Source organism: Streptomyces sp. LUP30, assembly GCF_001746365.1.
GTDB lineage: Bacteria > Actinomycetota > Actinomycetes > Streptomycetales > Streptomycetaceae > Streptomyces.
On sequence record NZ_MJAJ01000019.1, the window covers coordinates 15,612 to 42,054 of the forward strand.

The 26,443-nt window shown below is 68.9% G+C and carries 23 protein-coding genes and 1 pseudogene; 7 read left to right on the forward strand and 17 right to left on the reverse strand.

Translation table 11 applies throughout. The annotated features are described in order from the left end of the window. Window positions 1–88 precede the first annotated feature (88 nt). A pseudogene (mgt, locus tag BG482_RS17735) lies at window positions 89–1,355 on the forward strand (macrolide-inactivating glycosyltransferase). A 313-nt stretch (window positions 1,356–1,668) separates the two neighbouring features. On the opposite strand, the gene BG482_RS17740 reads toward mgt, so the two are convergent. Further along, window positions 1,669–3,936, reverse strand: coding sequence for an MMPL family transporter (locus BG482_RS17740; protein ID WP_069770027.1), 2,268 nt, complete (start codon window positions 3,934–3,936; stop codon window positions 1,669–1,671). 393 nt (window positions 3,937–4,329) lie between these two features. On the opposite strand from BG482_RS17740, the gene BG482_RS17745 reads away from it, so the two are divergent. After that, entirely contained in the window at window positions 4,330–4,878 is a 549-nt protein-coding gene (locus BG482_RS17745; protein ID WP_069770028.1) for a DUF1697 domain-containing protein, read from the forward strand. Window positions 4,879–5,409: 531 nt separating this feature from the next. After that, the gene (locus BG482_RS17750) at window positions 5,410–6,450 is read left to right on the forward strand and encodes a ketopantoate reductase family protein (RefSeq protein WP_069770029.1); all 1,041 of its coding nucleotides are present in this window, start codon (window positions 5,410–5,412) and stop codon (window positions 6,448–6,450) included. 586 nt (window positions 6,451–7,036) lie between these two features. Here the strand turns inward: BG482_RS17750 and BG482_RS17755 are convergent. The 15 genes from BG482_RS17755 to BG482_RS17820 all read right to left on the reverse strand — a co-directional run bounded on the left by BG482_RS17755 (window position 7,037) and on the right by BG482_RS17820 (window position 22,065). Continuing rightward, entirely contained in the window at window positions 7,037–7,786 is a 750-nt protein-coding gene (locus tag BG482_RS17755) for a sirohydrochlorin chelatase (RefSeq protein WP_069770030.1), read from the reverse strand. Window positions 7,787–7,792: 6 nt separating this feature from the next. After that, the gene (locus BG482_RS17760) at window positions 7,793–8,695 is read right to left on the reverse strand and encodes an ABC transporter permease (protein ID WP_069770031.1); all 903 of its coding nucleotides are present in this window, start codon (window positions 8,693–8,695) and stop codon (window positions 7,793–7,795) included. Then, window positions 8,682–9,494 carry an ABC transporter ATP-binding protein gene (locus tag BG482_RS17765; RefSeq protein WP_176741404.1) on the reverse strand — a complete coding sequence of 271 codons (813 nt, stop codon included), beginning with the start codon at window positions 9,492–9,494 and terminating at the stop codon, window positions 8,682–8,684. The genes BG482_RS17760 and BG482_RS17765 overlap by 14 nt, the downstream gene beginning before the upstream one ends. 9 nt (window positions 9,495–9,503) lie before the next feature. Next, entirely contained in the window at window positions 9,504–10,616 is a 1,113-nt protein-coding gene (locus BG482_RS17770) for an aliphatic sulfonate ABC transporter substrate-binding protein (RefSeq protein WP_069770033.1), read from the reverse strand. Window positions 10,617–10,890: 274 nt separating this feature from the next. After that, window positions 10,891–12,225 carry a sulfate adenylyltransferase subunit 1 gene (locus BG482_RS17775; RefSeq protein ID WP_069770034.1) on the reverse strand — a complete coding sequence of 445 codons (1,335 nt, stop codon included), beginning with the start codon at window positions 12,223–12,225 and terminating at the stop codon, window positions 10,891–10,893. Between the two features lie 2 nt (window positions 12,226–12,227). Further along, on the reverse strand, window positions 12,228–13,166 hold the full coding sequence (gene cysD, locus BG482_RS17780) for a sulfate adenylyltransferase subunit CysD (RefSeq protein ID WP_069770035.1): 939 nt from the start codon (window positions 13,164–13,166) through the stop codon (window positions 12,228–12,230). Beyond that, window positions 13,163–13,699 carry an adenylyl-sulfate kinase gene (cysC, locus tag BG482_RS17785; protein WP_069770036.1) on the reverse strand — a complete coding sequence of 179 codons (537 nt, stop codon included), beginning with the start codon at window positions 13,697–13,699 and terminating at the stop codon, window positions 13,163–13,165. Before cysC ends, cysD begins: the two co-directional genes overlap by 4 nt. Before the next feature lie 68 nt (window positions 13,700–13,767). After that, a complete protein-coding gene (locus BG482_RS17790) occupies window positions 13,768–14,478 on the reverse strand; it encodes a phosphoadenylyl-sulfate reductase (RefSeq protein ID WP_069770037.1) in 711 nt (236 codons plus the stop codon). Then, the gene (locus tag BG482_RS45230) at window positions 14,475–14,663 is read right to left on the reverse strand and encodes a hypothetical protein (protein ID WP_069770038.1); all 189 of its coding nucleotides are present in this window, start codon (window positions 14,661–14,663) and stop codon (window positions 14,475–14,477) included. The genes BG482_RS17790 and BG482_RS45230 overlap by 4 nt, the downstream gene beginning before the upstream one ends. Next, entirely contained in the window at window positions 14,660–16,357 is a 1,698-nt protein-coding gene (locus BG482_RS17800; protein ID WP_069770039.1) for a nitrite/sulfite reductase, read from the reverse strand. Before BG482_RS17800 ends, BG482_RS45230 begins: the two co-directional genes overlap by 4 nt. A 127-nt stretch (window positions 16,358–16,484) precedes the next feature. Further along, window positions 16,485–16,568 carry a putative leader peptide gene (locus BG482_RS46180; protein ID WP_309486338.1) on the reverse strand — a complete coding sequence of 28 codons (84 nt, stop codon included), beginning with the start codon at window positions 16,566–16,568 and terminating at the stop codon, window positions 16,485–16,487. A gap of 149 nt (window positions 16,569–16,717) precedes the next feature. Further along, a complete protein-coding gene (locus BG482_RS17805) occupies window positions 16,718–17,290 on the reverse strand; it encodes a GNAT family N-acetyltransferase (protein ID WP_069770040.1) in 573 nt (190 codons plus the stop codon). 17 nt (window positions 17,291–17,307) lie between these two features. Continuing rightward, entirely contained in the window at window positions 17,308–18,630 is a 1,323-nt protein-coding gene (locus BG482_RS17810; protein WP_069770041.1) for a hypothetical protein, read from the reverse strand. A 156-nt stretch (window positions 18,631–18,786) separates the two neighbouring features. Continuing rightward, entirely contained in the window at window positions 18,787–20,073 is a 1,287-nt protein-coding gene (locus BG482_RS17815) for a helix-turn-helix domain-containing protein (RefSeq protein ID WP_176741405.1), read from the reverse strand. A 342-nt stretch (window positions 20,074–20,415) separates the two neighbouring features. Further along, window positions 20,416–22,065, reverse strand: a complete 1,650-nt coding sequence (locus BG482_RS17820; protein ID WP_069770043.1) for an acyl-CoA dehydrogenase family protein — start codon at window positions 22,063–22,065, stop codon at window positions 20,416–20,418. Between the two features lie 122 nt (window positions 22,066–22,187). Between BG482_RS17820 and BG482_RS17825 the strand changes: the two genes are divergently transcribed. Together BG482_RS17825 and BG482_RS17830 are read left to right on the forward strand one after the other, a co-directional pair. After that, window positions 22,188–23,369 carry a YihY/virulence factor BrkB family protein gene (locus BG482_RS17825; RefSeq protein ID WP_079141876.1) on the forward strand — a complete coding sequence of 394 codons (1,182 nt, stop codon included), beginning with the start codon at window positions 22,188–22,190 and terminating at the stop codon, window positions 23,367–23,369. Window positions 23,370–23,541: 172 nt separating this feature from the next. After that, the gene (locus BG482_RS17830) at window positions 23,542–24,216 is read left to right on the forward strand and encodes a helix-turn-helix domain-containing protein (RefSeq protein WP_079141877.1); all 675 of its coding nucleotides are present in this window, start codon (window positions 23,542–23,544) and stop codon (window positions 24,214–24,216) included. 105 nt (window positions 24,217–24,321) lie between these two features. On the opposite strand, the gene BG482_RS17835 is transcribed toward BG482_RS17830, so the two are convergent. Beyond that, window positions 24,322–24,717 (reverse strand): VOC family protein, encoded by a 396-nt coding sequence (locus BG482_RS17835; protein WP_069770045.1) that lies wholly within the window; start codon window positions 24,715–24,717, stop codon window positions 24,322–24,324. Between the two features lie 372 nt (window positions 24,718–25,089). Between BG482_RS17835 and BG482_RS46185 the strand changes: the two genes are divergently transcribed. Both BG482_RS46185 and BG482_RS17840 read left to right on the forward strand, forming a co-directional pair. After that, on the forward strand, window positions 25,090–25,314 hold the full coding sequence (locus BG482_RS46185) for a ThuA domain-containing protein (RefSeq protein ID WP_370745818.1): 225 nt from the start codon (window positions 25,090–25,092) through the stop codon (window positions 25,312–25,314). A 114-nt stretch (window positions 25,315–25,428) separates the two neighbouring features. Beyond that, window positions 25,429–26,382: an oxaloacetate decarboxylase gene (locus BG482_RS17840; RefSeq protein WP_079141879.1), complete on the forward strand. Its 954-nt coding sequence runs from the start codon at window positions 25,429–25,431 to the stop codon at window positions 26,380–26,382. Window positions 26,383–26,443: the final 61 nt, after the last annotated feature.

Sequence of the window (26,443 nt, forward strand, 5' to 3'; positions counted from 1 at the left end):
AGGCGATGAGATCCGTGAGCCGTCGGCGCGGACCGAGGCCTCGGCGTCGCTCGTGTCTTCGCGTGTCTTCGGCGGGGACCGAGGCTCAATCATCTTGCACGAGACGTCTCGTCTCGTCTACGGTCGATGTCATGACCACTCGCCCCGCCCATATCGCCATGTTCTCCATCGCCGCGCACGGCCACGTGAACCCGAGTCTGGAAATCATCCGCGAACTCGTCGCACGCGGGCACCGGGTGACGTACGCGATCCCGCCCGTCTTCGCCGAGAAGGTCGCCGCCACCGGCGCCGAGGTCAAGCCATGGCACTCGACCCTGCCCTCACCCGACGACGACCCCGCCGCCTGGGGCAGCACCCTTCTCGACCACGTGGAGCCCTTCCTGGCCGACGCGATCCAGGCACTGCCCCGGCTGATCGAGGCCTACGACGAAGACCGGCCGGACCTGGTGCTGCACGACATCACCTCCTATCCGGCCCGTGTCCTCGCCCACCGGTGGGGTGTCCCCGCGATCTCCCTCTCGCCCAACCTCGTGGCCTGGGAGGGGTACGAGGAGGAGGTCGCCGAACCGATGTGGGCCGAGCCGAGGCAGACAGAGCGGGGAAAGGCCTACTACGCCCGTTTCCACGCCTGGCTGGAGGAGAACGGGATCACCGAGCACCCCGACCGCTTCGCCGGCCGCCCCGCCCGCTCCCTCGTGCTGATCCCCAGAGCGCTCCAGCCCTGCGCCGACCGGGTCGACGAGAGCGTGTACACGTTCGTCGGCGCCTGTCAGGGCGACCGGGCCGCCGAGGGGGAGTGGACCCGGCCCGCCGACGCGGACAAGGTCGTGCTCGTGTCGCTGGGCTCGACGTTCACCGACCGGCCGGACTTCTACCGGGAGTGCGTGCGGGCCTTCGGGGAGCTGCCCGGCTGGCGACTCGTGCTCCAGATCGGCTCACGTGTCGACCCCGCGGCCCTGGGCGTCGTCCCCGGCAACGTCGAAGTGCACACCTGGGTCCCGCAGTTGGCGATCCTCAGGCAGGCGGACCTGTTCGTGACGCACGCCGGAGCGGGCGGCAGCCAGGAGGGCCTGGCCACCGCCACGCCGATGATCGCCGTACCCCAGGCCGTGGACCAGTTCGGCAACGCCGACGTGCTGCAGGGCCTCGGGGTGGCCCGGCACATCCCGACGGAGGAGGCGACGGCCGAAGCCCTCCGGGAGGCCGCCCTGACCCTCGTCGACGACGCCGAGGTGGCCCGTCGACTCAAGGCGATCCAGGCCGAGATGGCGAACGAGGGCGGCACCCGGCGCGCCGCGGACCTCATCGAGGCCGAACTGGAGAACCGACGAAACGGTGAACCGACGAACCGGTGAACCGACGAACCGGCCGGCCGAGGGATCGCCGAACTGACGGATGAACGAACCGGCAGGTGAACCAACGGGCAGATGAACGACCCGGCGAATCGGCGGACTGACGGGCTGTTGGCCCGGCGCGTCGGCGGGTTGGTGGGTCGGTGGGTTGGTGGGTCGGTGGTTTGGCGGGTCGGTGGTTTGGTGGGTTTGCGGGGGTCTCAAGTCGACGGTGTGAGCGACACTGCGTCAACAATGCCGCTCGGGAACGTCATTAAGGGCTCGTCGACTCCTCTGTGGAATCGACGAGCCCTCGGCTCATGGGGCTTCGGCAGGGTCAGACCCTCAGTCGCTCGCCCTCGTCGTCCCGGGCCACCGGAGCAATCGCCTCCGACGCCTCGTCGTGGGTGAGGTCGGGCAGCCACCGCAGCCACTTCGGCAGATACCAGTTGCGCTCACCGAGCAGCGCCATCACGGCCGGCAGCAGCACGCCCCGGATGATCGTCGCGTCGATCAGGACCGCCGCCGCCAGGCCCACGCCCATCTGCTTCATGGACTGCATGGACAGGGTGCCGAAGATCGCGAACACGGCGACCATGATGACGGCGGCACTGGTGACCACCCCCGCCGTGGTGACCACGCCGTGCCGGATGGCCTCGTTCGTCGTACGACCCCGCAGACGCGCCTCACGGATCCGCGAGACCACGAACACGTGGTAGTCCATCGACAGGCCGAACAGGATCACGAAGAGGAACAGCGGCAGCCAGGTGATGATGGCGCCGACGCCCTCCGCCCCCACCAGGGACGCGCCCCAGCCGTGCTGGAAGACGGCCACGAGGATGCCGTAGGCAGCGCCCACCGACAGCAGATTGAGCACGATCGAGGTGATCGCGACCGTCAGTGAACGGAACGACAGCAGCATCAGAAGGAAGGCGAAGAGCACGACGAATGCGAACACGGGAGCGACGGCTCCGGCCAACTGGTCGTTGAAGTCCTTCGAACCCGCCACCTGCCCGGTGATCGGAGCCTGCACGCCGTCGACCTTGCCCAGCGTGGCCGGTCGCACCTCGTCGCGCAGCTTGTCCAGGCTCGCACCCGCCTTGTCCAGGTCCGAGCCGCCGACCAGCGGCACGTACACGTACGCCACGTTCTGCGCGTCGTGCAGCTTGATCTCGACCGGGCCGCGCGAGGCGCCCGAGCTGACGGCCTGCTGCCTGAACTGCTCCAGCGCCGCCTTCACCTCCGGGGCGTTGATGTCGTGAGCCTTGACGATGACCTCGGCCGGCTCGGTACCGCCCGGGAAGGCTTCGTTGACCCGGTTGTAGGTCTGCACGATGGGCAGCGAGTCCCCGAACTCCTGGTCCAGGGTGAGGTTCTGGGTCTTCATGCCGACCGCCGGAGCCGCGATGGCGAGCAGCGCGCCGGCCGCCACGACCAGCGAGACGGCGGGCTTGGCGAGGACGACCTTCAGCACCGCGCTCCAGAAACGGCTGCCCTCGTCGCTCTGCCTGCGGCCCGGCTTCCGACGACGCCGGTCGGGGTGCAGAAACGGAATCCGGCCCTTTTCCACCCGCTCGCCGAGCAGCGACAGCAGCGCCGGGAGCACGGTCACCGAACCGACCATGGCGACCGCGACCACCATCAGGGAGGCCAGGCCCATCGCCTCGAACGTGGCGAGCCCGGTGAAGAGCATCCCCGCCATGGCCACGCACACGGTGACTCCGGAGACGATCACGGCACGGCCGCTGGTGGCGGCGGCGATCCTGAGAGCGGTTTCCGGGTCACGTCCCGCCGCCCGCTCCTCGCGCTCACGGCGCAGGTAGAACAGGCAGTAGTCGACGCCCACGGCCAGACCGACCAGCAGCATCACGGAACTGGCGGTGTCGTCCATCGGCTGGAAGTGGCTGACGATGCTCATCAGACCCGTCGTGGCCATGATCGCGGTGATCGCCAGGGCCACCGGCAGCAGCGCCGCGACCAGCGCGCCGAAGGCGATCAGCAGGATGCCCAGCGCCACCGGCACCGCGGAGAGCTCCGCCTGCTGGAAGTCGTCGCCGAACGCGTCGTCGAACGTCTTCGCCATGCTGGCGCCGCCGATCTCCTCGATCCGCAGTGAGGAGTGCTCCTTCCGAACGCCGTCCACGGCCTTGAGCACCGGCTCGACCCGGTCGCCGGCGGTGTCGGAGTCGCCGCGCATGTCGAACTGGACGAGCGCGCTGCGGCCGTCCTTGGAAATCGTCTTCGTGTCGTACGGCGACTTCACGTCGGTGACCTCGCCGGTCTTGCCGACGGCCCCGACGACCGCCGCGACGGCGGCCCTGAACTCCGCGTCGGTGGCCTTGACGGAGCCGTCCTTCGACTGGACGAGGACCGTCTCACCGGCCGGCTCGTCGATACCGGATTCCTCGACGATCCTGGCCGCCGTCCGGGTCTCGCCCCCGAGCTGATCGCTCTCCTTGACGTCGACCGTGCCCGCGGCCGACCCGATCCCCATGGCCAGGACGACGAACAGCACCCAGACGCCCACCGCGGCCCATCGGTGCCGGGCACTCCAGCCGCCGGCCCGCGCGGCGACGCCCCGCACCCGTATTTCTCCGTTCACCATGACGGGCCTGCCCCCTTGTGATGCGGTGACAGCCCCTGCCGCCACCTTTCGATTCGAAGGTATGCCTCGGATAAAGCCATCTCCTCGTGCTGTCCGGTGAAGTGCCGCGCGCACGAGTCCTCCCGTCGGACCCCGTCGTCTCACCGCTGGGGAGGACAGCGACCCCTTACATCTATCCGGCGGTCTCGGGGGCAGCCGTCAGGGTGAAGTCGACCGCGGGGTGAGGGACGGGCATTACGCAAGTTTGTTGAACAAGTCACAGACCTGTGGAGAAGTGCGCCAGGTGTTGATCCGCGCCCCCTCGATCGGTCAGAGTTTCCTTCCGGTTCCCCACCCCGGCCGCGGCCGTCGTGCCCACCCCCACGGGGCACGACGGCCGCCTATGGTGGGCGGATGACGACGACGTACGCGGCCCTGCTCCGAGGCATCAACGTGGGCGGCAGCAGAAAGGTCCCGATGGCCGACCTGCGCACCCTGCTCGAGGGGCTCGGGCACGGCGATGTGCGTACCTACCTGCAGAGCGGCCAGGCCGTGTTCTCCAGCGCGCACGGCGACGAGGAGATCCTCGCAGCCGATCTCACGGCGGCGATCGAGAAACGGTTCGGCTTCGCCGTCGACGTGATCGTCCGCGACCACGCCTATCTGAAATCGGTTGCTGACGCTTGCCCGTTTCCAGCCGCCGAGCTGACGGCCAAACAGCTCCACGTCACCTACTGCTCCGCACCCCTCGACGAAGAGCGCTACGCCGGCATCGACCGCGCCGCATACCTCCCCGAGGACTTCCGGCTCGGCGACCGCGTCCTGTACCTGTACGCCCCCGACGGACTGGGCCGCTCCAAACTCGCCGAACAACTCGCCAAGCCCCGCCTGAACAAGGGCCTCATCGCCACCACCCGGAACTGGAACACCGTCGTCAAACTGGTGGAGATGACGCAGGTTTGACGATCGCGGGACGGTGAGCCGCCCCCGGTGGTCCGTTGGTCCGGTGGTCCGGTGGTCCGGTGGTCCGGTGGTCCGGTGGTCCGGTGGTCCGGTGGTCCGGTGGTCCGGTGGTCCGGTGGTCCGGTGGTCCGGTGGTCCGGTGGTCCGGTGAGCCGTGTCGGCAGTTCTGTGATCCGTATTCGGAAGTCCGGTGAGCTGTCGGTGGTTCGGTGGTCCGGCGTCTCTTGGCGACGGTGACTACGGGTACGGGCGGGGGCTCCCTGGGTGAGCGGGGCGGAATCGCCGCATCTCACAGCGCGCGCCTGGGGGTTGGTGGCAGTGGCAGTGCAGCGGGTAGTGGGCAGCGGGTCCCGGAGCCGGGCTGACGCAGGCCCCCAGCTCTCATGTGTGTGAGGGGAAAGCGGTTCCACGCCGTTACGGTGACGAGATGTCAAACGCCCCCATGGACGAATACGTGCCCCAGAGTCGGGTGGGCGAGCCGTGCAGCGAACCGCGTCGCCTGCGTGGGCAGGGCTGTGCGAGGCTCGTCCCATGCGCTACATCATCATCGGGGCAGGGGCGATCGGCGGAACGGTCGGCGGGCGGCTCGCGGAGTCCGGACAGGAGGTCGTGCTGGTCGCGCGCGGCGCGCACCGGACGGCGCTCGCTGAGGGCGGACTACGACTCAGGGTGCCGGAGGGTGAGCTGACGCACCGGCTGCCCGTGGTCGCCGGACCGGACGAACTCGGCACACTGCGAGCCGACGACGTCCTCGTCCTCGCCGTCAAGACCCAGGACAGCGAGGCGGCGCTCCAGGCCTGGGGGCCGGCCCCGGTCGCGGGCGGCGGCGCGGCGGCCGAACGACTGCCGCTGGTCTGCGCCCAGAACGGAGTGGAAAGCCCGCGGCTGGCCCTGCGCCGCTTCCGTCACGTCTACGCCGTCTGCGTCTGGCTGCCCTCGACCCACATGGAACCCGGCGTCGTCTCCGCCGCCGGCACCCCGCTCACCGGCATCCTTCACCTCGGCCGCTACCCGCACGGCGCCGACGACACGGCTCGCCGCATCGCCGCCGACCTGGATCAGGCGCACTTCGAGGCGCCGGTCGTTCCGGACGTCGCACGCTGGCAGTACGCCAAGCTGCTGTCCAATCTCGGCAACGCGCTCGAAGCGGTGAGCGGACCGGTCGCCGACCCGTCCGCCGAGGCGCTGTTCGAGCGGATACGGGCGGAAGGCGCGGCCGTGCTCGACGCAGCCGGCATCGCGTACACAGGCGCGGAGGAACAGCGGGCGGCCCGCGGCGACAAGGTCACCCTCGTCCCCCTCGACGGCGCCCCGCGCGGCGGCGGCTCCTCCTGGCAGTCCCTCAGCCGGGGCGCGGGCAGCATCGAGGCCGACTATCTCAACGGCGAAATTGCGCTCCTCGGCCGCCTGCACGGCGTGCCGACCCCGCTGAACGAATTGCTGCAACGGCTTGCGAACGACTTCGCGCGAGAGCGGAAGGCACCGGGATCCCTGCCGCTGCCCGAACTCATCCGCTTGGCGGACGACGCCGCCGGGACGGTTCACGCCGACCGAGGGCGACCGTACGCATAAGCGTGTCGCCGATCGTGGAGGATGACGGCCGGTAATCGGCATCGGTTACGGGTAGCGCGTGGGTGGGCCGGCGGGCGGCGGACGGTAACCGGTTACGAGAGGTAGTGCGCAGTAAGCCGGTAGCAACAGGTTGCTGGGGGTCAGGAGCGCTGGGCGGCGGTAACCGGTTTCGGTCTGTTGCACGTTACTGCCGCTCCGGCCGACGACCAGTACTCGCGCACCCCCTCCGGCGACGAGCTCAGAACCAGGCCCGGCCCGGCCGGCCGTCGCCAGTCATCGGCTCATCGGGCGCTGATGCGAGCACAACGAACTGCAAAGCGCGGCGGCGGGTTACCGTTCGTTGCACGCGCCCCGCGTAGTCTGCCGCCCGCCGTCTTCCGCGGGCCAACCCCGGCGTCGGTACGCAGTCACCACGGTCCAGTGAGTCCGGATGGCGACCAGGTACCGGGTCTTGCGCCGCTCGACGTCTGACCCCGGCTCTCGTCATGCCTCGCCAGCCGCCAGCCGCCAGCCGCCAGCCGCCAGCCGCCAGGCGCATCCGCCCCGCGTCGGCAGCAGTCGCTGTGGCGCGTCCGCGGCGGTCAGGTCAGGCTCCGACGGCCGCCAGCACGGGCGTTCGCGCCGAGTCGTAGCGTCGCAGGAGCACCTGGGCGACCTCCGGTGCCGGGCCGAGCACATCGGCCAGGACGTCCGCCTCGGCCGCGCCCCGAGCGATGCGGTCCGGCAGGAAGCCGGGCGCCAGGACGTACGGTGCGACGGCGATCCGGGAGCACCCCAGCGCCCGCAGTTCGCGGACCGCGTCCTCGGTGCGCGGAAGAGATGCGGAGGCGAACGCAGGCCGCACGGCACACCAACCGGTGCGCCGCCACTCCCGCGCGATTTCTGCGATCACTGCGATCGCCTCCGGGTCCGTGGACCCCGCCGAGGCCAGGACGACCCCGGTCGAGGACTTGTCGGCGGGCGTCAAACCCGCCTCGTACAACCGCCGTTCCAGGGCGGTGAGCAGGAGCGGGGACGGTCCGAGTACGTCGGCCTGTCGAATCCGCAGCTGCGACGGCGCGTCCCGCAGCACCGCCGGGATGTCCGCCTTCGCGTGGAAGGCGCGGGTCAGCAGCAACGGCAGAGCCACCACCTCGCGCACGCCCTCCGCGGCGAGCGACTCCAGCACCCCGTGCACGGACGGGACGTTGAAATCCAAGAAACCGGTTTCTACTCGCAGTCCCGGCCGTAGCGACCGTACGCCCCGCACGAGGGCGTCGACGGTCGCCGCATGCCGCGGATCGCGGCTGCCGTGGGCGATCACCACGAGGACGGGGAGAACCGGTTTCTTCGACATGAGGCTTCAGCTCTTCACCAGCAGACCGCGGCTGCGCAGCACCCATCGCTCCAGCGGGCTGAAGATCAGCAGGTCGATGGCGATGCCGACGAACAGGATGAGCAGGATCGCCTCGAACACCATCGACATGTCACTCGCGTTGCGTCCGTTCTCCAGCAACTGGCCGAGGCCCACGCCGAGATCGGGGAAGGATGCGATGATCTCCGCCGCCATCAGCGAACGCCAGGAGAACGCCCAGCCCTGTTTCAGACCTGCCACGTATCCAGGCAGCGCAGCCGGCAACGTGATGTAAACGGTTCCCCGCAGTCCCGTCGCGCCCATGGTGCGTCCGGCGCGCAGGAACAGCGGGGGGACCTGGTCGACGCCGGACACCAGCCCGTTGGCGATGGACGGCACGGCGCCGAGCAGGATCACTGCGTACATCATCGAGTTGTTCAGACCCAGCCACAGCACGGCCGGCGGCACCCATGCCACCGACGGCAGCGACTGCAGACCCGACAGGATCGGCCCGATCGCGGCCCGTACGAACTTCACCCGCGCCACGAGGAGCCCCAGCGGGGTGCCGATCGCGAGGGCGAAGAGGAAGCCGAGCAGACCGCGCGAGACGCTGGTCCAGATGTAGCCGAGCAGCTCGCCCTGGAGCCAGGCGTCCCGCAGCGTGCCCCAGACGTCCAGCGGAGAGACCAGCTTCGTCGGGTCGTCGACGACCTTGAAGGTGATCTGCCAGACGACCAGCAGCAGCGCGATCGCGATGATCGGCGGCAGGATCTTGTCGACGAACGTCCGCCGGAAGGGGATACGGCCGGTGGGCGTCACCACGTCCAGCGCGTCGAGACCCGCCTCCACACCGGCCAGCGCGGTGGAGGCCGGCTTCGTGGTCGCCGTCGTCTTCGTCTCAGTGCTGGCCATGACGGCGGATCTCCCCACGCAGGACTTCGGTGATCTCGATGGACAGTTCCGCCACGGGGGCGTCCTCGATCCGGCGGGGCTGTGGGATGTCGACCGTCCACTCGCGCGCCACCCGCCCCGGCCGGGAGGACAGCAGGACGACGCGCTGCGCGAGCCGCACCGCCTCGCGGACGTTGTGGGTGACGAAGAGGACGGACAGTCCCGTCTCCTCCCAGATCCGGGTCAGCTCGTCGTGCAGCACATCCCGTGTGATGGCGTCCAGCGCCGCGAACGGCTCGTCCATCAGCAGCAGTTGGCTTTCCTGCGCCAGCGCGCGGGCCATCGCCACGCGCTGTCGCATGCCGCCGGAAAGCTCGTGAACACGCTTACCGTACGCGCCCTTCAAGCGGACCAGTTCAAGCAGTTCCTCGGCCTTGCCGCGCCGGTCGGGCTTCGCCACCCCCCTCAGCTTCAAGGCGAGTTCGATGTTCTTGCCGGCGGTCAGCCACGGGAAGAGGGCGTGTTCCTGGAACATCAGCGCCGCGCGGCCGTCCGTGGTGATGGTTCCGGTGGTGGGCTGGTCGAGCCCCGCCACCAGGTTCAGCAGCGTGGACTTCCCGCAGCCCGAGGCCCCCAGGAGGGTGACGAACTCGCCCGGAGCGACATCGAGGGTGATGTCGTCCAGGACGAGCTGCTGCCCGCCCGGTCCTGCGAAGGACTTCGAGACGTGCTCGAGGCGTGCCGCGTACTCCACCGATTCAGCGGTCTCGGCGGCCTTGGCAAGGGTCGTGGCCATGGTCGTCACCTCCTGGGAACTCATCGGATTCGATCAGCTGGCGCCGAGACCGGCGTCATCGACCGTGGACTCGCCCTCGGCCTTGAGGACCTTGTTCAGGATCGACAGGTCGTAGATGCCCTTGAGGTCGGGCTTCTTCAGCAGGCCCGCCTTGACCGCGTGCTCCGCCTCGGTGTTGAGCGTGGAGGCCAGCGGGTCGTCGATGAACTGGATCGACGTCCACGCCGGGTCCAGGACGTTCGTCGGCAGTGCCTTGCCGGAGTCGGCCTCCAGCTGCTTGTTCGCGGAGATCTTCGCCTTCGCCGGGTTGGCGTTGATCCACTTGTTGGTCTCGACCGAGCCCTTCAGCACGGCCTCGACGACCTTCGGATGCGCCGTGAGGAACTTCTGCGACACGATGATGTTCGTGATCACGAACTTCTTGTCGGGCCACAGTGACGCCTCGTCGAGAAGCACCTTGCCACCCTCGGCGATCAGCTTCGACGCGGTCGGCTCCGGCACCCAGGCGCCGTCGATCGAGCCGGACTTGAAGGCGTCGGGCGTCACCTTGTTGTCGCTGCGGACGACCGTGACGTCGCCCTTGCCGCTCTGCGCGTCGACCTTCCAGCCCTGCTCCGAGATCCAGTTCAGAAACGCGACGTCCTGCGTGTTTCCGAGCTGGGGCGTGGCGATCTTCTTGCCCTTGACGTCCTTGACGGACTTGATCTTGTCCGAATTGACGACGAGCTTCACACCGCCGGACGCCGAGCCGCCGATGATGCGCAGGCTCTTGCCGCCGGACTTGGTGTATCCGTTGATCGCCGGGGAGGGGCCGATCCAGCCGATGTCGATCGAACCGGCGTTGAGCGCCTCGATCTCGGAGGGACCCGCGTTGAAGGTCGCGTACGAGGCCTTGGTCGCGCCCAGCGCCTTCTGGAAGATGCCCTGGTCACGGCCGACCAGCGCGGTCCCGTGAGTGAGGTTGCCGAAGTAGCCGATCTTGACGGTGTCGAGCCCGTCGATCTTCTTCGCTCCGGCGGCGACCTTCTCGTTGGTGTTGGCTTCCTTGGCGTCGGATCCGTAGCCGCACGCGGCAAGGGTGAGCAGGGGAAGGGCGGCTGCGGCCGCGACGACGCGGCGAAGAGAAGCAGAGCGGTTGGCAGGCACGGGAGGGGTTCCTCTCGTTGGCCCGGCGGTCACGATCTTTCAGGTCGTGGCCGGGAAATCGGCAATGGGTCTTCGTCGCTTCCGGGGTGGGGGTCCCCCGGCCGGCGAGCGAAGTCGAGCATCTGGGGCAAGGTGGGGGGACGGGGCGCGCAGGCAGTGCGCGTACGTCAGAGCGCACATCGGCCCACTCCGCCCTGCCCGCTCCCGAGGGCGCCGCTGCCGACACGGCCGCCCTCCTTCGCGAACGTCGAGTAGAAATCGGTTGAGTTCATGTTCAGAAATCCCATCCGTCTTCCTCGGACGGGTCCTTGACCGGTTCCGGCGCGGCGAACGACTCGCCGACCATGCCCGCGGTGAGCGTGGTGCCGTCGGACGGGTCGATCAGGATGAACGAGCCCGTGCGGCGGGAGTCGGCGTAGGAGTCCACCGGGAGGGGCTCCGCGGTACGGATCTTCACCCGGCCGATGTCGTTGGCGACGAGTTGTCCCGGGTGCGGGTGCAGGGACAGATCGTCGAGCGTGAGACGGGACGGGATGTCCTTGACGATCGCCTTGACCGTGCGGGTGCCGTGCTTGATCAGCACGCGGTGCCCGACCGTCAGCGGCTGGTCGGCGACGTGGCACACGGTCGCCTCGACGTCCTGCGTGGTGGCCGGTGCGTCCTTGGTGGGCACGATCAGGTCGCCGCGCGAGACGTCGATGTCGTCCGCGAGGAGCACGGTCACCGACTGGGTCGTCCACGCGGCGTCGACGGGCTCGCCCAGCAGGTCGATGCCGGAGATCGTCGACGTACGGCCGGACGGCAGCACGGTGACCGGCTCGCCCACCCGGAACGTGCCCGCGGCGATCTGACCGGCGTATCCCCGGTAGTCCGGGTGCTCGGCGGTCTGCGGCCGGATCACGTACTGCACGGGAAGGCGGGCGTGGCAGTGCGCCAGATCATGGCTTACCGGAACCGTTTCCAGGTGTTCCAGGAAGGTCGGTCCGCCGTACCAGTCCATGTTCGCCGACGGATCCACCACGTTGTCCCCGGCGAGCGCCGAGATCGGGATGGCGGTGACCTCGGGAACGCCCAGTTCGCTCGCGTACGCCGTGAACTCCTCGGCAATCGCTGCGAAAACGGATTCGCGGTACTCGACCAGGTCCATCTTGTTGACGGCGAGGACCACGTGCGGGACGCGGAGCAGGGCCGCGATGGCCGCGTGCCGACGCGTCTGTTCCACGACGCCGTTGCGGGCGTCGACCAGGACCACCGTGAGCTCGGCCGTGGAGGCGCCCGTCACCATGTTGCGGGTGTACTGCACATGGCCGGGCGTGTCGGCGAGGATGAACCGGCGCCGCGGAGTGGCGAAGTAGCGGTAGGCCACGTCGATGGTGATGCCCTGTTCGCGCTCGGCGCGCAGACCGTCGGTGAGGAGCGCCAGGTCGGGGGCGTCCTGGCCGCGGCCGGCCGAGGCCCGCTCCACGGCCTCGAGCTGGTCGGTGAGGATCGACTTGGAGTCGTGCAGCAGCCGGCCCACCAGGGTGGACTTGCCGTCGTCGACGGAACCGGCGGTGGCGAACCGCAGCAGGGTCGTTTCCGAGAGTGTCTCGGCGGTGATGGTGCTCATGCTTAGAAGTACCCCTCGCGCTTGCGGTCTTCCATCGCGGCTTCGGAGAGCTTGTCGTCGGCGCGCGTCGCGCCGCGCTCGGTCAGCCGGGAAGCGGCGATCTCGGCGATGACGTCGTCCAGCGTCACGGCGTCGGAGTCGACGGCGCCGGTGCACGACATGTCGCCGACGGTCCGGTACCTTACGAGACGCTTTTCGACCGTTTCACCGTTCTTCGGGCCGCCCCACTGACCGGCGGTCAGCCACATGCCACCGCGTTGGAACACGTCACGCTCGTGCGCGAAGTAGATCTGGGGGAGCTCGATGCCCTCGCGGGCGATGTACTGCCAGACGTCCAGCTCGGTCCAGTTGGAGAGCGGGAACACGCGGACGTGCTCGCCGGGCGCGTGCCGGCCGTTGTACAGGTTCCACAGCTCGGGCCGCTGCCGGCGCGGATCCCACTGCGAGAACTCGTCCCGCAGGGAGAACACGCGCTCCTTGGCGCGGGCCTTCTCCTCGTCACGACGTCCGCCGCCGAAGACCGCGTCGAACTTCTCCGACTGGATCTTCTCCGTCAGCGGAAGCGTCTGCAACGGGTTACGCGTCCCGTCCGGACGTTCCTTGAGCGCGCCGCGGTCGATGTAGTCCTGAACGGAGGCCACGTGCAACCGCAGACCGTGCTCGGCCACCACACGGTCGCGGTACTCCAGCACCTCGGGGAAGTTGTGCCCGGTGTCGACGTGCAGCAGCGAGAACGGGACCGTGGCCGGCGCGAACGCCTTGAGCGCGAGATGCAGCATGACGATGGAGTCCTTGCCGCCGGAGAACAGGATCACCGGCCGCTCGAACTCGCCCGCCACCTCGCGGAAGATGTGCACCGCCTCGGACTCCAGCGAGTCCAGGTGGCTCAGGGCGTACGGGCTGACCGTGCCCTCCTCGGTCTGGGCGACGGTCGTCGTCATGCCAGTCCCCTCTCGCTGAGCAGGGCGTACACCGACGCCGCTGACTCCTGCACGGTCTGCTCCTGGGAGTCGATCCGCAGGTCGGGCGTCTCGGGCGCCTCGTACGGGTCGTCGACGCCGGTGAGGCCGCTGAGCTCGCCTGCCGCCTGCTTGGCGTACAGGCCCTTCACGTCACGCACCGAGCACACCTCGACGGGGGTGGCCACATGCACCTCCAGGTAAGCGGTGCCACTCTCCTGGTGACGCTTGCGCACCGCCTCGCGACTGTCGGCGTAGGGGGCGATCACCGGCACAAGCGTTTTCACGCCGTTGCGGGCGAGCAGCTCGGCCAGGAAACCGATGCGCTGCACGTTGACGTGCCGGTCCTCGCGGCTGAAACCGAGGCCCGCGGAGATGAACTCGCGGATCTCGTCGCCGTCGAGCACCTCGACGAGGTGGCCCTCCTCGCGCAGCCGGCCGGCCAGCTCGAACGCGATGGTGGTCTTGCCGGCGCTCGGCAGACCCGTGAGCCAGACGGTGGCTCCGGTCGTCACGTGGTTCTCCCGGTTCGTAGAAGTGGGGGTGGGTTCGGGGGCGTTCGGGGAGTCGGCGCTCATGGCGGTCAGCCGTGCAGCCCGCACTCGGTCTTGGACCGTCCCGCCCAGCGTCCGGCGCGCGCGTCCTCGCCCTCCAGGACCCGACGGGTGCAGGGGGCGCATCCGACCGACGCGTAGCCGTCCATCAGCAGGGGGTTGGTCAGCACGCCGTGCTCGGTGACGTAGGCGTCCACGTCGTCCTGCGTCCAGCGGGCGATCGGCGAGACCTTCACCTTCTGCCGCTTCTCGTCCCAACCGACGACCGGCGTGTTCGCCCGGGTCGGCGATTCGTCGCGCCGCAGGCCGGTGGCCCAGGCCCGGTAGCCCTTGAGCCCCTGCTCCAGCGGCTGCACCTTGCGCAGCTTGCAGCACAGGTCGGGATCGCGGTCGTGCAGCTTGGGCCCGTACTCGGCGTCCTGCTCGGCGACCGTCTGGCGCGGGGTGAGCGTGATGACGTTGACGTCCATCACCGCCTCCACCGCGTCCCGGGTGCCGATGGTCTCGGGGAAGTGGTAACCGGTGTCGAGAAAGACGACGTCCACGCCCTTGAGGACTCGGGACGCCAGGTGCGCCACCACGGCGTCCTCCATCGAGGACGTCACGCAGAACTGCGTGCCGAAGGTGTCCACCGCCCACCGGAGGATCTCCAGGGCGGAGGCCTCCTCCAGCTCGCGGCCCGCCTGCTCGGCCAGCGCCTTCAACTCGTCGGTCGTCCGGCCTTCCTGAGTGGTCGTCATATCTCGTCCCCTCCTGTGTCCGTGCGCTGAACACCCCGAGCGAGCAGCCCGAGGAACTTCAGCTGGAATGCGCGGTTGCATGCCGCGCATTCCCAGGCGCCGTGACCGCCCTCCAGCGCTTCGCTCGGACGAAGGTCCTCGTCGCCGCAGTAAGGGCAGTAGAAAGGGGCCGCCCGCTCGCTCATGAGAGGGCCTCCTCGCTGGCCCGCGAAGCCCAGGCGGCGAATCGCTCGCCCTCTTCGCGCTCGTCCTGGAACCGCTTCAGCACACGTTCCACGTAGTCCGGCAGCTCGTCCGAGGTGACCTTCAGTCCCCGGACCTTGCGGCCGAAGCCGGCCTCCAGCCCGAGTGCGCCGCCCAGGTGCACCTGGTAGCCCTCCACCTGCCGGCCCTGGTCGTCCAGCACCAGCTGGCCCTTGAGGCCGATGTCCGCGACCTGGATGCGGGCGCAGGCGTTCGGGCAGCCGTTGATGTTGATGGTGAGCGGCTCGTCGAACTCCGGGAGGCGGCGCTCCAGTTCGTCGATCAACTGGGAACCGCGCTGCTTGGTCTCGACGATGGCGAGCTTGCAGTACTCGATGCCGGTGCAGGCCATGGTGCCGCGCCGGAAGGTGGAGGGCCGGGCGGTGAGGTCCAGCGCCTCCAACGCCTCGACCAGCGACTCGACCTGCGTTTCCTCGACGTCGAGGACGATCATCTTCTGCTCGACGGTGGTGCGCACCCGGCCCGAGCCGTGTGCCTCGGCGAGCTCGGCGATCTTCGTCAGGGTGGCGCCGTCCACGCGGCCGACGCGCGGTGCGAAACCGACGTAGAAACGGCCGTCCTTCTGGCGGTGCACGCCGACATGGTCGCGCCACCGCTCGACCGGCTGTTCCGGGGCGGGGCCGTCGACCAGCTTGCGCTGGAGGTACTCGTCCTCCAGCACCTGCCGGAACTTCTCCGGGCCCCAGTCGGCCACCAGGAACTTCAGCCGGGCGCGGTTGCGCAGTCGCCGGTAACCGTAGTCGCGGAAGATCGAAACGACGCCCTCGTGGACGTCGGGCACCTCGTCCACCGGGACCCAGGCACCGAGCCGTACGCCGATCTTCGGGTTCGTGGACAGGCCGCCGCCCACCCACACGTCGAAGCCGGGGCCGTGTTCGGGATGGTGCACGCCGACGAACGCGACGTCGTTGATCTCGTGCGCCACGTCCAACAGCGGTGAGCCGGAAATCGCGGTCTTGAACTTGCGGGGCAGGTTCGAGAACGCCGGGTTGCCGATGATGCGGCGATGGATCTCCTCGACGGCCGGCGTGCCGTCGACGATCTCGTCCTCGGCGATACCGGCGACGGGCGAGCCGAGGATGGTGCGGGGCGTGTCACCGCACGCCTCGGTGGTGGACAGGCCGACCGCCTCCAGGCGGTTCCAGATCTCCGGCACGTCCTCGATGCGGATCCAGTGGTACTGGACGTTCTGCCGGTCGGTGATGTCGGCCGTGCCACGCGCGAACTCCTGCGAGATCTCGCCGATCACGCGCAGCTGCTCGGTGGTCAGCCGCCCGCCGTCGATGCGCACACGCAGCATGAAGAACCTGTCGTCCAGCTCCTCCGGCTCCAGGATCGCGGTCTTGCCGCCGTCGATCCCGGGCTTGCGCTGGGTGTACAGGCCCCACCAGCGCATCCGGCCGCGCAGGTCATTGGGGTCGATCGAGTCGAAGCCCCGCTTGGAGTAGATCGTCTCAATGCGTGTCCGCACGTTGAGACCGTCGTCGTCCTTCTTGAACTGTTCGTTTCCGTTGAGCGGGGTGAAGTGACCCGCGGCCCACTGGCCCTCGCCGCGGTGACGGCTCACCTTGCGGCGGGGAGTCGCGGCGGCAGGGTTCTGCGGGGTGGCGGCCATGGATGATACGTCCTTCGGGACAGGCGGGAAGCGGCTCTGACCTGCGCGTACGGGCGCATGGAAAAACCGTGCGCATCATTGCGCAGGCGGAAGGCTCTTGCGAAGACGTCGGCAGTGCTGCGGCTCGTCAGCTCGCCGGACAGATGGCGCTGGACATGCGGCCGAGGTCGACGTGCCGCCGACTCACCAAGGCAATTCCAGTTCCGGACATGACGAAAGCGTGTCACGGCGATCTGGACACAGTCCAGCTTCGTCCGCGATGCGGACACCCTGGTCTCACTCTGCAGGACGAGGTGTCCTCGATCACACGGGCTGCGCGTCGTCTTGTCCGCGCAGGTCAGAACAGATATGAGCGGCCGGTCAGGCGGGAAACGCCCCTGGCCACGGGCCCGGCGCGGACACCTCGGCCTGCAATTCGACCTTGGTGTCGAACAGCTTGAAACCGCGCCGCTGATAGTTGTCCATCGCGTGCTCGCCGTCCAGACTGCAGGTGTGCAGCCACACCCGCTTGGTCTGCGGCAGCCCAGGCCAGCGCTCCGCGAGGTCCCAGGCCCGAGCGGCTCCGAACGACAGCAGACGACCGCCGATCCCCCGCCCGCGGAAGGCGGGGAGCAAGCCGAAGTAGACGATCTCTACGATGCCGTCGTCCTGCGGCTCCAACTCGGCGTACCCCGCCGGTGTGCCCCGGTCATAGGCGACCCAGGTCTCCACACCTGGGCGCATCAGGTACTCCTGCCACTGTGCATACGTCCAGTGCAGCCGGTCGATCCAGCGGATGTCCCCGCCGACGGACGCGTACAGAAAACGGCTGAACTCTGGGGAGGGGAACTCGGAGCGGACGATCCGGACGTCGCCCTCGGGCGCCGTGGCCGGGAGCAGGTCGGTCAGGTCCGTCTGCTCCAGGGACCAGGTCGTCACGGGGATGTTGGCCATGCCCGTCAGGGAACCATCTACTCCGTCGTTCTGTCGATCGAGGCCAGCGGCAGTGCGAAGAGCGCCCGGCCCGACTGGGTCCAGACCTCGCCGGTCGCCTCCCAATAGGAAAGGGAATCTGTCTGCGGGCTCCAGCAGCTGTGCGTTTCTGCGGCACCGCACACGGCGGCGCCGGAACCCTCGGTTCTGCCGTGCGCCCCGTCGGCGCCCGTGCTCTGCCGCCACAGCGTTCCGTGCCGGTCGCGCGGACCGGCGGCACGGGTCACATACCACTGCTCCCTGTAGGACAGCACTCCCCGTACGCCGGTCAGCTTCGTCTCGTACGCCTGCGAGGCGTGGACCCGCCCGGCGTCGTCCGCCCGGAGCAGCCCCGCGTGACCTGGGGCAGTACTGAAGGGGTAGCGCCACAGGCGGGCTCCCCGGTCGCCGCCGTCGAGGGTCCATTCACCGGCCACCAGGCTGTCCGGCGCCGTGCTGCGGTCCAGGGAAACCGTTGCTGGGCGCGGTGCGTCCGAGCCGCCGTTCAGTTGGTAGGAGCCGACGGCCGGCAGAACGAAGCGGTAACCGTGTGCCGACCAGCCGCCCGGCACCCGGCCGATCGCGTCCCCGGCGACCGTGGCGCGCTGGACGCGGTTCATGTCGTAGACGTAGAGCGCGGCCCGATCCCCGTCGTCGGCGGTGACCAGCAGCTTGTCCTGGTACCAGACCATCCCGGAGACATGGGAGACCAGCCCTCGGTAGTCACGCCCGCCGTCGACCGGGACCGCGAGCAGCGCCCAGGTGTAAGTGGGGTGGTTCAGGTCGCCCGCGTTCACGAAGCCGACCCGGGCCAGTCCGTGGTCGGCCGTTGTCCCGCCGGAGCGCGACCAGCCCGAGAGGATCACCCGGTTAGCGCCCCAGACGCCGTCGTCGTCCGCGTCTCCCGACGTGGTGACCCCGCCCGGCTGCCACCCCTGGGTGTCGTCCGTGTTCCAGCAGTACGCACGCGTGGCCGCGGGGGTGACCGGCAGTGTCCTGCGCTCGGCGGGCGAGCAGTCGATCGCGTCCCGCAGGGTGCGGTCGGCGTCGTCCAGCACGGCGCTGACGCCGACCGGGGTGCCCATTCCGGCGGCCAGCCGGTCGAGGGCGGCGCGCGGAACCAGAGTCTCCTTCAACTGCAGTTTTCCGGTCTCGGACGACGTAGCAATCGGTTTCAGACGTCCCGGGCCGTCATGGGTGACCGTGGCCTGGGAGGCACTGATCATGGTGGCGGCAGCGGTCAGCGCGAGGGCCGTTCCGGACAGAAACGCCCGCAGTGCCCTGCCTCGCCTACGCCGACGGTGTCGGCCGCGATGTCTCATTCGTCCTCCCGAGGCGGGCCAACTGCGCCTGGTGATCCACACGTTGACCGAGGAGCAGGTGGGGTGACCCGTAGGGGATGCTACGGCAGTCGGCCACCGCAGAGGACGAAGACTGCGCAAATATGCGGAAGACGCCACCGGACGAGCGCCGGTACGTCATCGTTGCTGCGGCGACGACATCCGGTTCCTCACCACTGCGGGCGCGGTCGAATGGGGCAACAGGTCCGGTGGATCGGTCGGTAGCTGCATCTCGACCTCGACACCCTCGCAGAAACGATACGGCCGGTGTTCCAGTAAGCCTCCCAAATACCGTCGCACCCGGGACATCTCCGCGCGCACCGTCACCGTCCTGGCCGGGTCGCCGAACATGTCCTCGGCCAGTTCCGCCGCGCTGCGGCCACCGTGGTGGGCAGCCAGCAGATACAGCAACTCGGCGTGACGGGGACTCAGTTCGTGGGACCACGAGCCCGCGTTCCCCGACACCGTCACCGACCAGCGCCGGGACCGGGTCAGGTCCAGCACGATCCGCGTCGCGTCGCGCGGCATCGGCTCGGCGGCCTCGTCCACCGACCGCACCAACCACCCGCCGGCCAGTGGCTCGATCGAGCACACCCCGAACGCCGGCAGCCATCGACGGCCCGGCGAAGGCGACTTGGGCAGCGCGACCCGGCTCGCGTACGGCATCCCCGTCACCGCCGCCGTCCAGCCGTCCGCGTCCACCGCCGCGGCCCGGCCGCCCAGACGGGCCAGCACCGGCGCCGCCACCGCACGCAACCGCTCCAATGCACCCAGATGCTTCTCGCGCAGCCCGGCCTCGGCGAGTTTCGCCACGGAATCGACCCAGGCGAGGGTGGCCGGGTGCATCGTCTCCAGTGGCCCGCTGACGTCGACCACGCCCAGCAGCCTGCCGTTGCGCGGGTCGGTGATCGGAGCGCCCGCGCAGGTCCAGGCCGCGTGCGAGCGTACGAAGTGCTCGGCGGCGAAGACCTGCACGGGCCGGCGTACCACCGCCGGCGTCCCCACGCCGTTGGTGCCGACCACGGCCTCGCCCCAGTCCGCCCCCAGTTCAAAACCGAGCCCGTCGGCCTTGCGCAGCACCGGACTGCAGCCCTCCCGCCACAGCACCCGACCTTCAGCGTCGGCGACGACCATGATGTGGTGGGCCACGTCCGCGACCGACAGCAGCCCTTCGCGCAGCACCGGAAGCACCTCTCGTAACGGCGACTCCTCGCGCCGTCGCCGCACCTCGTCGGAACTGAGCAGGCCGGATCTGAAACCGTGTTCCGGATCGACGCCGCTGCGCAGCATGCGCTCCCACGACTGCTCGATCACCGGGCGCGGCGCCACCCGCGCTCGCTGCCCGGCCAGCCGGGCGTCGCGTACCTCGTTGAGCACCCGCGCCGCCCGTGCGGCGTCGACGGCCGCGAGCTGCGGCACGTTCATCGGTGGCATCACCACTGGGCCTCCCGGGGGCGTACAGGCCGACGACCGGATGTCAAGTTGTTGCGCCGACTGTTTCCGGTCTTGCTGAAGGCCACCATCTTGCCGTCCACGCGTGCCGGAGGGGCATAGTCCGGTCACAACCGCTGGACACGTTGCAACCCCCTGCAACCCTGGTGAATGTCCACAGACTGTTTGAAACTTGAGTCACGCCGTCCCGAACGGCGATTCTGGCCTCGCAGGGCCAATGCAGCGGGGGTGGTGCCGTGTCGGCGCGGCACCACCCCCGCTTCCTGATTCCTCGGTTTCCCGCGACTTTCTATGAGTCTTCGCAGGTCGGGGCTGTCACGACCGAGGCGCGGCCCGTTCGACGATCGACGCCAGGTCCAGACTGTGCGGCAGGGTTCCGAAAGCCGCGCCCCCGTCCCCGCCCAGCCGCGAGGCACAGAACGCGTCGGCGACCTCCGGCGGCCCGAATCGTACGAGCAGCGCACCCTGGAGCACCAGTGCGAACCGCTCCGCCAACCGCCGGGCCCGCCCCTCGGCCCCGTCCAGATCGGCCAAGTCCGTCAGCAGGCCCTTGATCGCGCCGTCCAACCGGTGATCGGCTCCGCGCGCGTGGCCCACCTCCTGCAGATAGGCGTTCAGCGCCTGCGGCTCACGTTGCAGGGCCCGCAACACATCCAGGGCCTGGACGTTGCCCGCCCCCTCCCATACCGAGTTCAGCGGCGACTCGCGTACGAGTCGGGGCATTCCCGACTCTTCGACGTAACCGTTTCCCCCCAGGCACTCCGACGCCTCGACCGTCACCGGAGCGCAGCGCTTGGTCACCCAGTACTTGGCCGCCGGTACCGCGATCCGCAACAGCGCACGCTCCTGCTCGCCGCCGTCGTCGTAGGCCGCGGCCAGTCGCAACGCAAGCGCGGTCGCCGCCTCCGACTCCAGCGCGAGGTCGGCCAGAACGTTGCGCATCAACGCCTTGTCGACCAGCTTTCCGCCGAACGCCTCACGGTAGGTGCAGTGATGGATCGCCTGCGCCACCGCCTGCCGCATCAACCCCGCAGACCCCAGCACGCAGTCCACCCGGGTCGCCGCCACCATGTCGATGATGGTGCGCACCCCGCGACCCTCCTCACCGACGCGGCGCGCCCACGTCCCGTCGAACTCGACCTCGCTGGAGGCGTTGGACCGGTTCCCCAGTTTGTCCTTGAGTCGCTGGAGACGGAAAACGTTACGGGTACCGTCTTCGAGAACTCGCGGAATCAGGAAACACGTGAGCCCTCCCGCGCCCGCCGAAGAGGTCGCCTGGGCCAGCACCAGGAACCCGTCCGACATCGGAGCCGAACAGAACCATTTGTGCCCGGTCAGCTCGTACGTCCCGTCCTCGGCGAGCGGAGTGGCGGCCGTCGTGTTCGCCCGGACGTCGCTGCCGCCCTGTTTCTCCGTCATCCCCATCCCGAACAGCGCGCCGGCCTTCAGACGGGCGGGACGCAGTTCACGGTCGTAGATCGTGGACGTCAGCCGTGGCTCCCACTCGGCGGCGAGCTCCGGGTCGGCGCGCAACGCAGGCACCGCGGCGTGGGTCATCGACAGCGGACAGCAATTGCCCGCGTCCACCTGCGTCCACACCAGGAACCCGGCCGCTCGCCGCACATGCCCTCCCGGCCTCGCCCAGGCGGCCGTCAAATGGGCCCCTACGCCTTTGCCGAGCAATCGGTGCCATGCCGGATGGAAGTCGACCTCGTCGATGCGATGGCCGTGACGGTCGTGGGTGCGCAGTCTCGGCGGGTGCTCGTCGGCCTGCACCGCCCACTCCTGGGCCTGCGCGGATCCGGCCGCCCGTCCGAGCGCCGACAACTCTCCGCGCGCCTCATCGATCAGCCCCGGATCCAGGTGCCGTTCCACGGCCTCCACCAGAGCCTGGTCGGTGCCGTAGACGTCGTACCCGGTCAGGGGTGGGGGCTGGTTGGTCACGGTGTGCGTGCTGCCTGCCATAGCCCGAACCTACCCCCGGGTACGGCGGTCATGGCCGTTCGAAGCCCGCGCCGCCTTCCCCGACCCGGTGAAGCTGCCCGCCGGAGGTGAGGGCGACCCCGAACGGCGGATACCTTTAGGGCGTGCAGCCAGCAAGTCACTCACCCGAGCAACCCGGGAGCCCCACCGGGCGTCTCCACCGGGCGCGTGCCCTTTACCGGAACGTCTCCAAGCGGCGGACCGCCTGGCTGCTGTTGAAGGACACCGTCAATTCCTGCGTCGAGTACCGCATCCTCGGACTCGCTGCTGAAGCCGCTTTCTTCACGTTGCTGTCCGTGCCTCCACTGCTGCTCAGCCTGATCGGCCTGCTCGGCTACGTCGACGACTGGACCGGCACGGACACCATCACCAGCCTGGAGACCAACCTCATCGAGGCCTCCCGCACGGTGCTGTCCGACAAAGGCGTACGAGAGATCGCCCAGCCGATCCTCGACGACGTGCTGAAGGGCGGCCGTCCAGATGTCATCTCCATCGGTTTCCTGTTCGCCCTGTGGTCCGGATCGCGCGCCGTAAACGTTTTCATCGACACCATCACCGTGATGTACGGCCTCGACGGCGTGCGCGGCATTGTCAAGACGCGACTGGTGGCGTTTCTGCTCTTCGTCGCAGCCCTGCTGATCGGCTCGGTCGCGCTGCCGCTGATGGTCGCGGGACCGGACGCTGTGGTGCGGATCGTGCCGTGGTCGGCGACCGTCGTACAGGTGCTCTACTGGCCGGTGGTGATCGTCCTGTCGGTGGCCTTCCTGACCACGCTCTACCACGTCTCCGTACCCGTGCGCTCACCGTGGATCGAGGACGTTCCCGGCGCCCTCGTCGCCCTCGCCATGTGGGTGCTGGGCAGTTTCCTGCTGCGGATCTATCTGACGAGCACGATCGAGGGCGCCACCATCTACGGCTCCCTCGCCGCCGCCGTCGCCGTCCTGCTCTGGATCGGCGTGTCCGCCTTCGCCGTGCTGGTGGGGGCTGCCGTCAACGCGGCGATCGACCGGGTCTGGCCGGCCGCCGCGACGGCCGCCGCCCGTGCCGCCAACGAACGGCTGCGCCAGGAGGAGGCCGCGGAGTACGTCGCCCGCATGGCCGCGGCCCGTGCGCACCAGGATGACGACCCGGACGATCCCGACATGCCGTCCGAGTTCCCTGAGAGGTGGTCCCGCTTCCTTCCGCCGGAAGACGTGACGGGACGGTTCCGCGCGCACGTGAAGAGCTCCCCGAAAACGAACGGCACGGACGACGGAGATGATGAGGACGAGCCTCCGCAGAAGTGATCTTTCGGTGATGCGGCGGGCCCGACCGAGAGCGCGGGGTACGGCGAGACCGGGAAGGACGAAGCCGAGAAATGACACGGCAAATGCGCAGCACGACGCGGTAAGGCACAGCGAAGATCAGTAGAGGCTGGCAGACACGTGTTGCGCTTGTCCGCGGCGTAGGCTGGCGTGCGTGTACGAGGAGCGGGCCTCCCGGCTGAGCGGGGCGGTGGTGTGGACGAACAGACCGTCGACGCAACCCGTCGTTCGTCCCGTGCTGCCTGATGGCTGCATGGACCTGCTGTGGAGCGAGGGCAAGCTGCTGGTCGCAGGACCGGACACCCGGGCCTACGTTCCTGAAGGCCCCTCCGCCTTCTGGTCAGGCATTCGTTTCTTCCCCGGCACCGCGCCAGCCCTCCTCGGCGTACCGGCCCACGAACTGCGCAACCGACGGGTGCAGTTGGCCGACCTGTGGCCGGCGCGTGAGGTGCGCCGCTTGAGCGACCGAATCGCTGCCGTACCGCACCCTGCGTCCGCCCTGGAGGCGCTGGCACTGGAGCGTGCCGAGCCACCCGGGGCCGCATTGCGCAGGCTGGTCTCCGCCCTTGCCGCAGGCCGTCCCGTGGCCGCGACAGCCGACGAACTCGGTTTCGGTGCACGCCAGTTGTATCGACATTCCCTGGTCGCGTTCGGCTACGGCCCCAAGACGCTGGCCCGGATCCTGCGCCTGCAACGGGCGCTCGCTCTTGCTCGCTCCGGCGTTCCGTCCGCGGAGACGGCGGCGAGGTCCGGTTACGCGGACCAAGCCCACCTGTCGCGGGACGTACGGGAGTTCACCGGTCAGACGCTCGGATCACTGCTGCGCTAGCAGTACGACTCAGCCGGTTGGTCCAGGCCGGACTGCCGCAGGGCGGACCAGTTCGCCCCTGCAGCCGCGTGCAGCGGGCGCGGGACCTTTTGGCGCGCGGTCCGGCTACTCGGGCAGCGGCGCGAACAGATCGACGCCGTTGCCGTCGGGATCGAGCACAACGGCGTACCGCTGGCCCCAGAAGGCGTCCCACGGCTTCAGCTCCCCGTTGTGGCCGGCGCCCACCAGTTCTTCGTACAACGTGTCGACCTCGCCGGGTGTGTCGCAGCGCATCGCGAGAGAGCTGCGGCCGCCTCCGGACGGTGGCTGCCAACGAGGATGGAACGAGCGGACGGTGTCCTCGGTGTCGAGCAGCAGCCGCAGCCCACCCGGAAGCTGGGCCTCGGTGTGTGGTTCCCGCTCGGCGCCTTCGGGGAAGACGAACCCGAGTCGGCGGTAGAAGGCGACGGAGGCGGCCATGTCGGAGACGACCAGGCCGATGGCATCGAAACGTGGGCTCATGCGGCCACCGTAAGCAAGTCAGGTGTAACCGGTCTTGAAAGAAACGGACACGTCAGCCACTGAAGCCACTGACGTGGTTTTGACCCCACGCAGAGTGAGCCCACCCCGGGCCTGCCCTCGGCTTGCTGCTGATTCCCCGTTACGACAAACTCGCCGTCGCTTCGAAGCGACCGTGCTGGTCGCACCGAGTACGACTGGGCGTACTACGGTGAGCCCTTCGGCGCGGGGTTCGCCCGCCACCCGGAGTACCAGTCGGGCAAGGCGATGATCGAGGATCGGGAGCGTCCCCCGCCCCTTTCGCTCGCGGTCGTCTGGTGCTTCGCCGACGAGTGGCACGACTTTTGAGGCAACCCGCTGACACCGGTACGGGTCCTGGCCGTCGGCGATGAGTGGGATGGGGAGTGGGCACCCGCTGGTGTGGTGTCGCGACCAGGGGCAGGACGCTTTTTCTACACGGCACTCGGCCACGATGTCGACGCCTACCAGGGCCCAGAATTCCTCGCCCATCTGCGAGGCGGGCTTGCTCGGGCGACCGGGCGCCGAGTAAGGACAAGTAACGTTTCTTCGGTGAACCGCTTGCGCCATCAGGGTGAGTGAGAGCCGCGTAGTGGACTGTGTCCGCGCGCGCGTCGAGATCCTCTTGTTTCGGAAACCTGTTCCGAAACGCCCTTCCGGAAAGTTCCGGAAAGAATATCCAAGAGGAGCCCTACGGTGACTTACGGGACCAAGCTGCGGGAGCGGATCGCCGGCCCCGGGACGACTCCGCTGATCGGCGTGTACGACATGTACTCGGCGTCGATCGCGGCACAGCACTACGACGGGATGTTCGTTTCCGGATTCGGCTTCGCGGCCTCTTACTACGGGCTGCCGGACATCGGTTTCATCGCCTGGCCGGACATGATGGCGTTCGTACAGCGGTTGCGGGGCGCGTTCCCAAGGCACCACCTACTCGTTGACATCGACGACGGATACGTCGACCCGGAGGTCGCCTGTCACGTGGTGGAGGGCCTGGAGCGAATCGGCGCGTCCGGCGTCATCCTGGAGGACCAGAAACGTCCGCGCCGGTGTGGGCATGCAGACGGCAAGCAGGTACTGCCATTGCAGGAGTATCTTGCCAAGCTGGAAATGGTGCTGGCGACCCGTGGGGACCTGGTCGTGGTCGCCCGCACCGATGCCACGGACGAGAAGGACATCCTCCACCGCGCTGAGACACTCGCCGCTACGGACGCGGACGTCGTCCTGGTGGACGGCGTCCGCAGCGTGGAGTGGATTCGGCGGATCCGCGCCGTGGTCGGTGACAAGCCGTTGCTGTTCAACCAGATCGCCGGCGGCAAATCTCCCCGCTTGTCTCTGAGTGAGCTGTCCGATCTCAGCGTGGACGTGGCGATCTACAGCACCCCGTGTCTTTTCGCGGCTCATGAGGCGATGCACTCGGCCCTCGCAGAACTCAAGCGGACGGATGGGCGGCTACCCACCCCGGACGGCAATAGCGGGGTGGGCGTGGCCACTGCGACCCGCCTCCTGGAGGGCAACATCGCGCACCGCCGTCCCGCCACGGGAAACGCAGCCTCCACGCAAGAAACGGCAAACGTGCAACGAGTGCAGCAAACGGTTGGAGAACCGGAAACGGAAGAATTGGAGAAAGCAGTGACTGCAAGCCTGTGACGGGTAAGCGTTTACGAAGCTGGGTGGCGGCAGTGGCTGTGCGGGTTCGGTCCACGGCGCA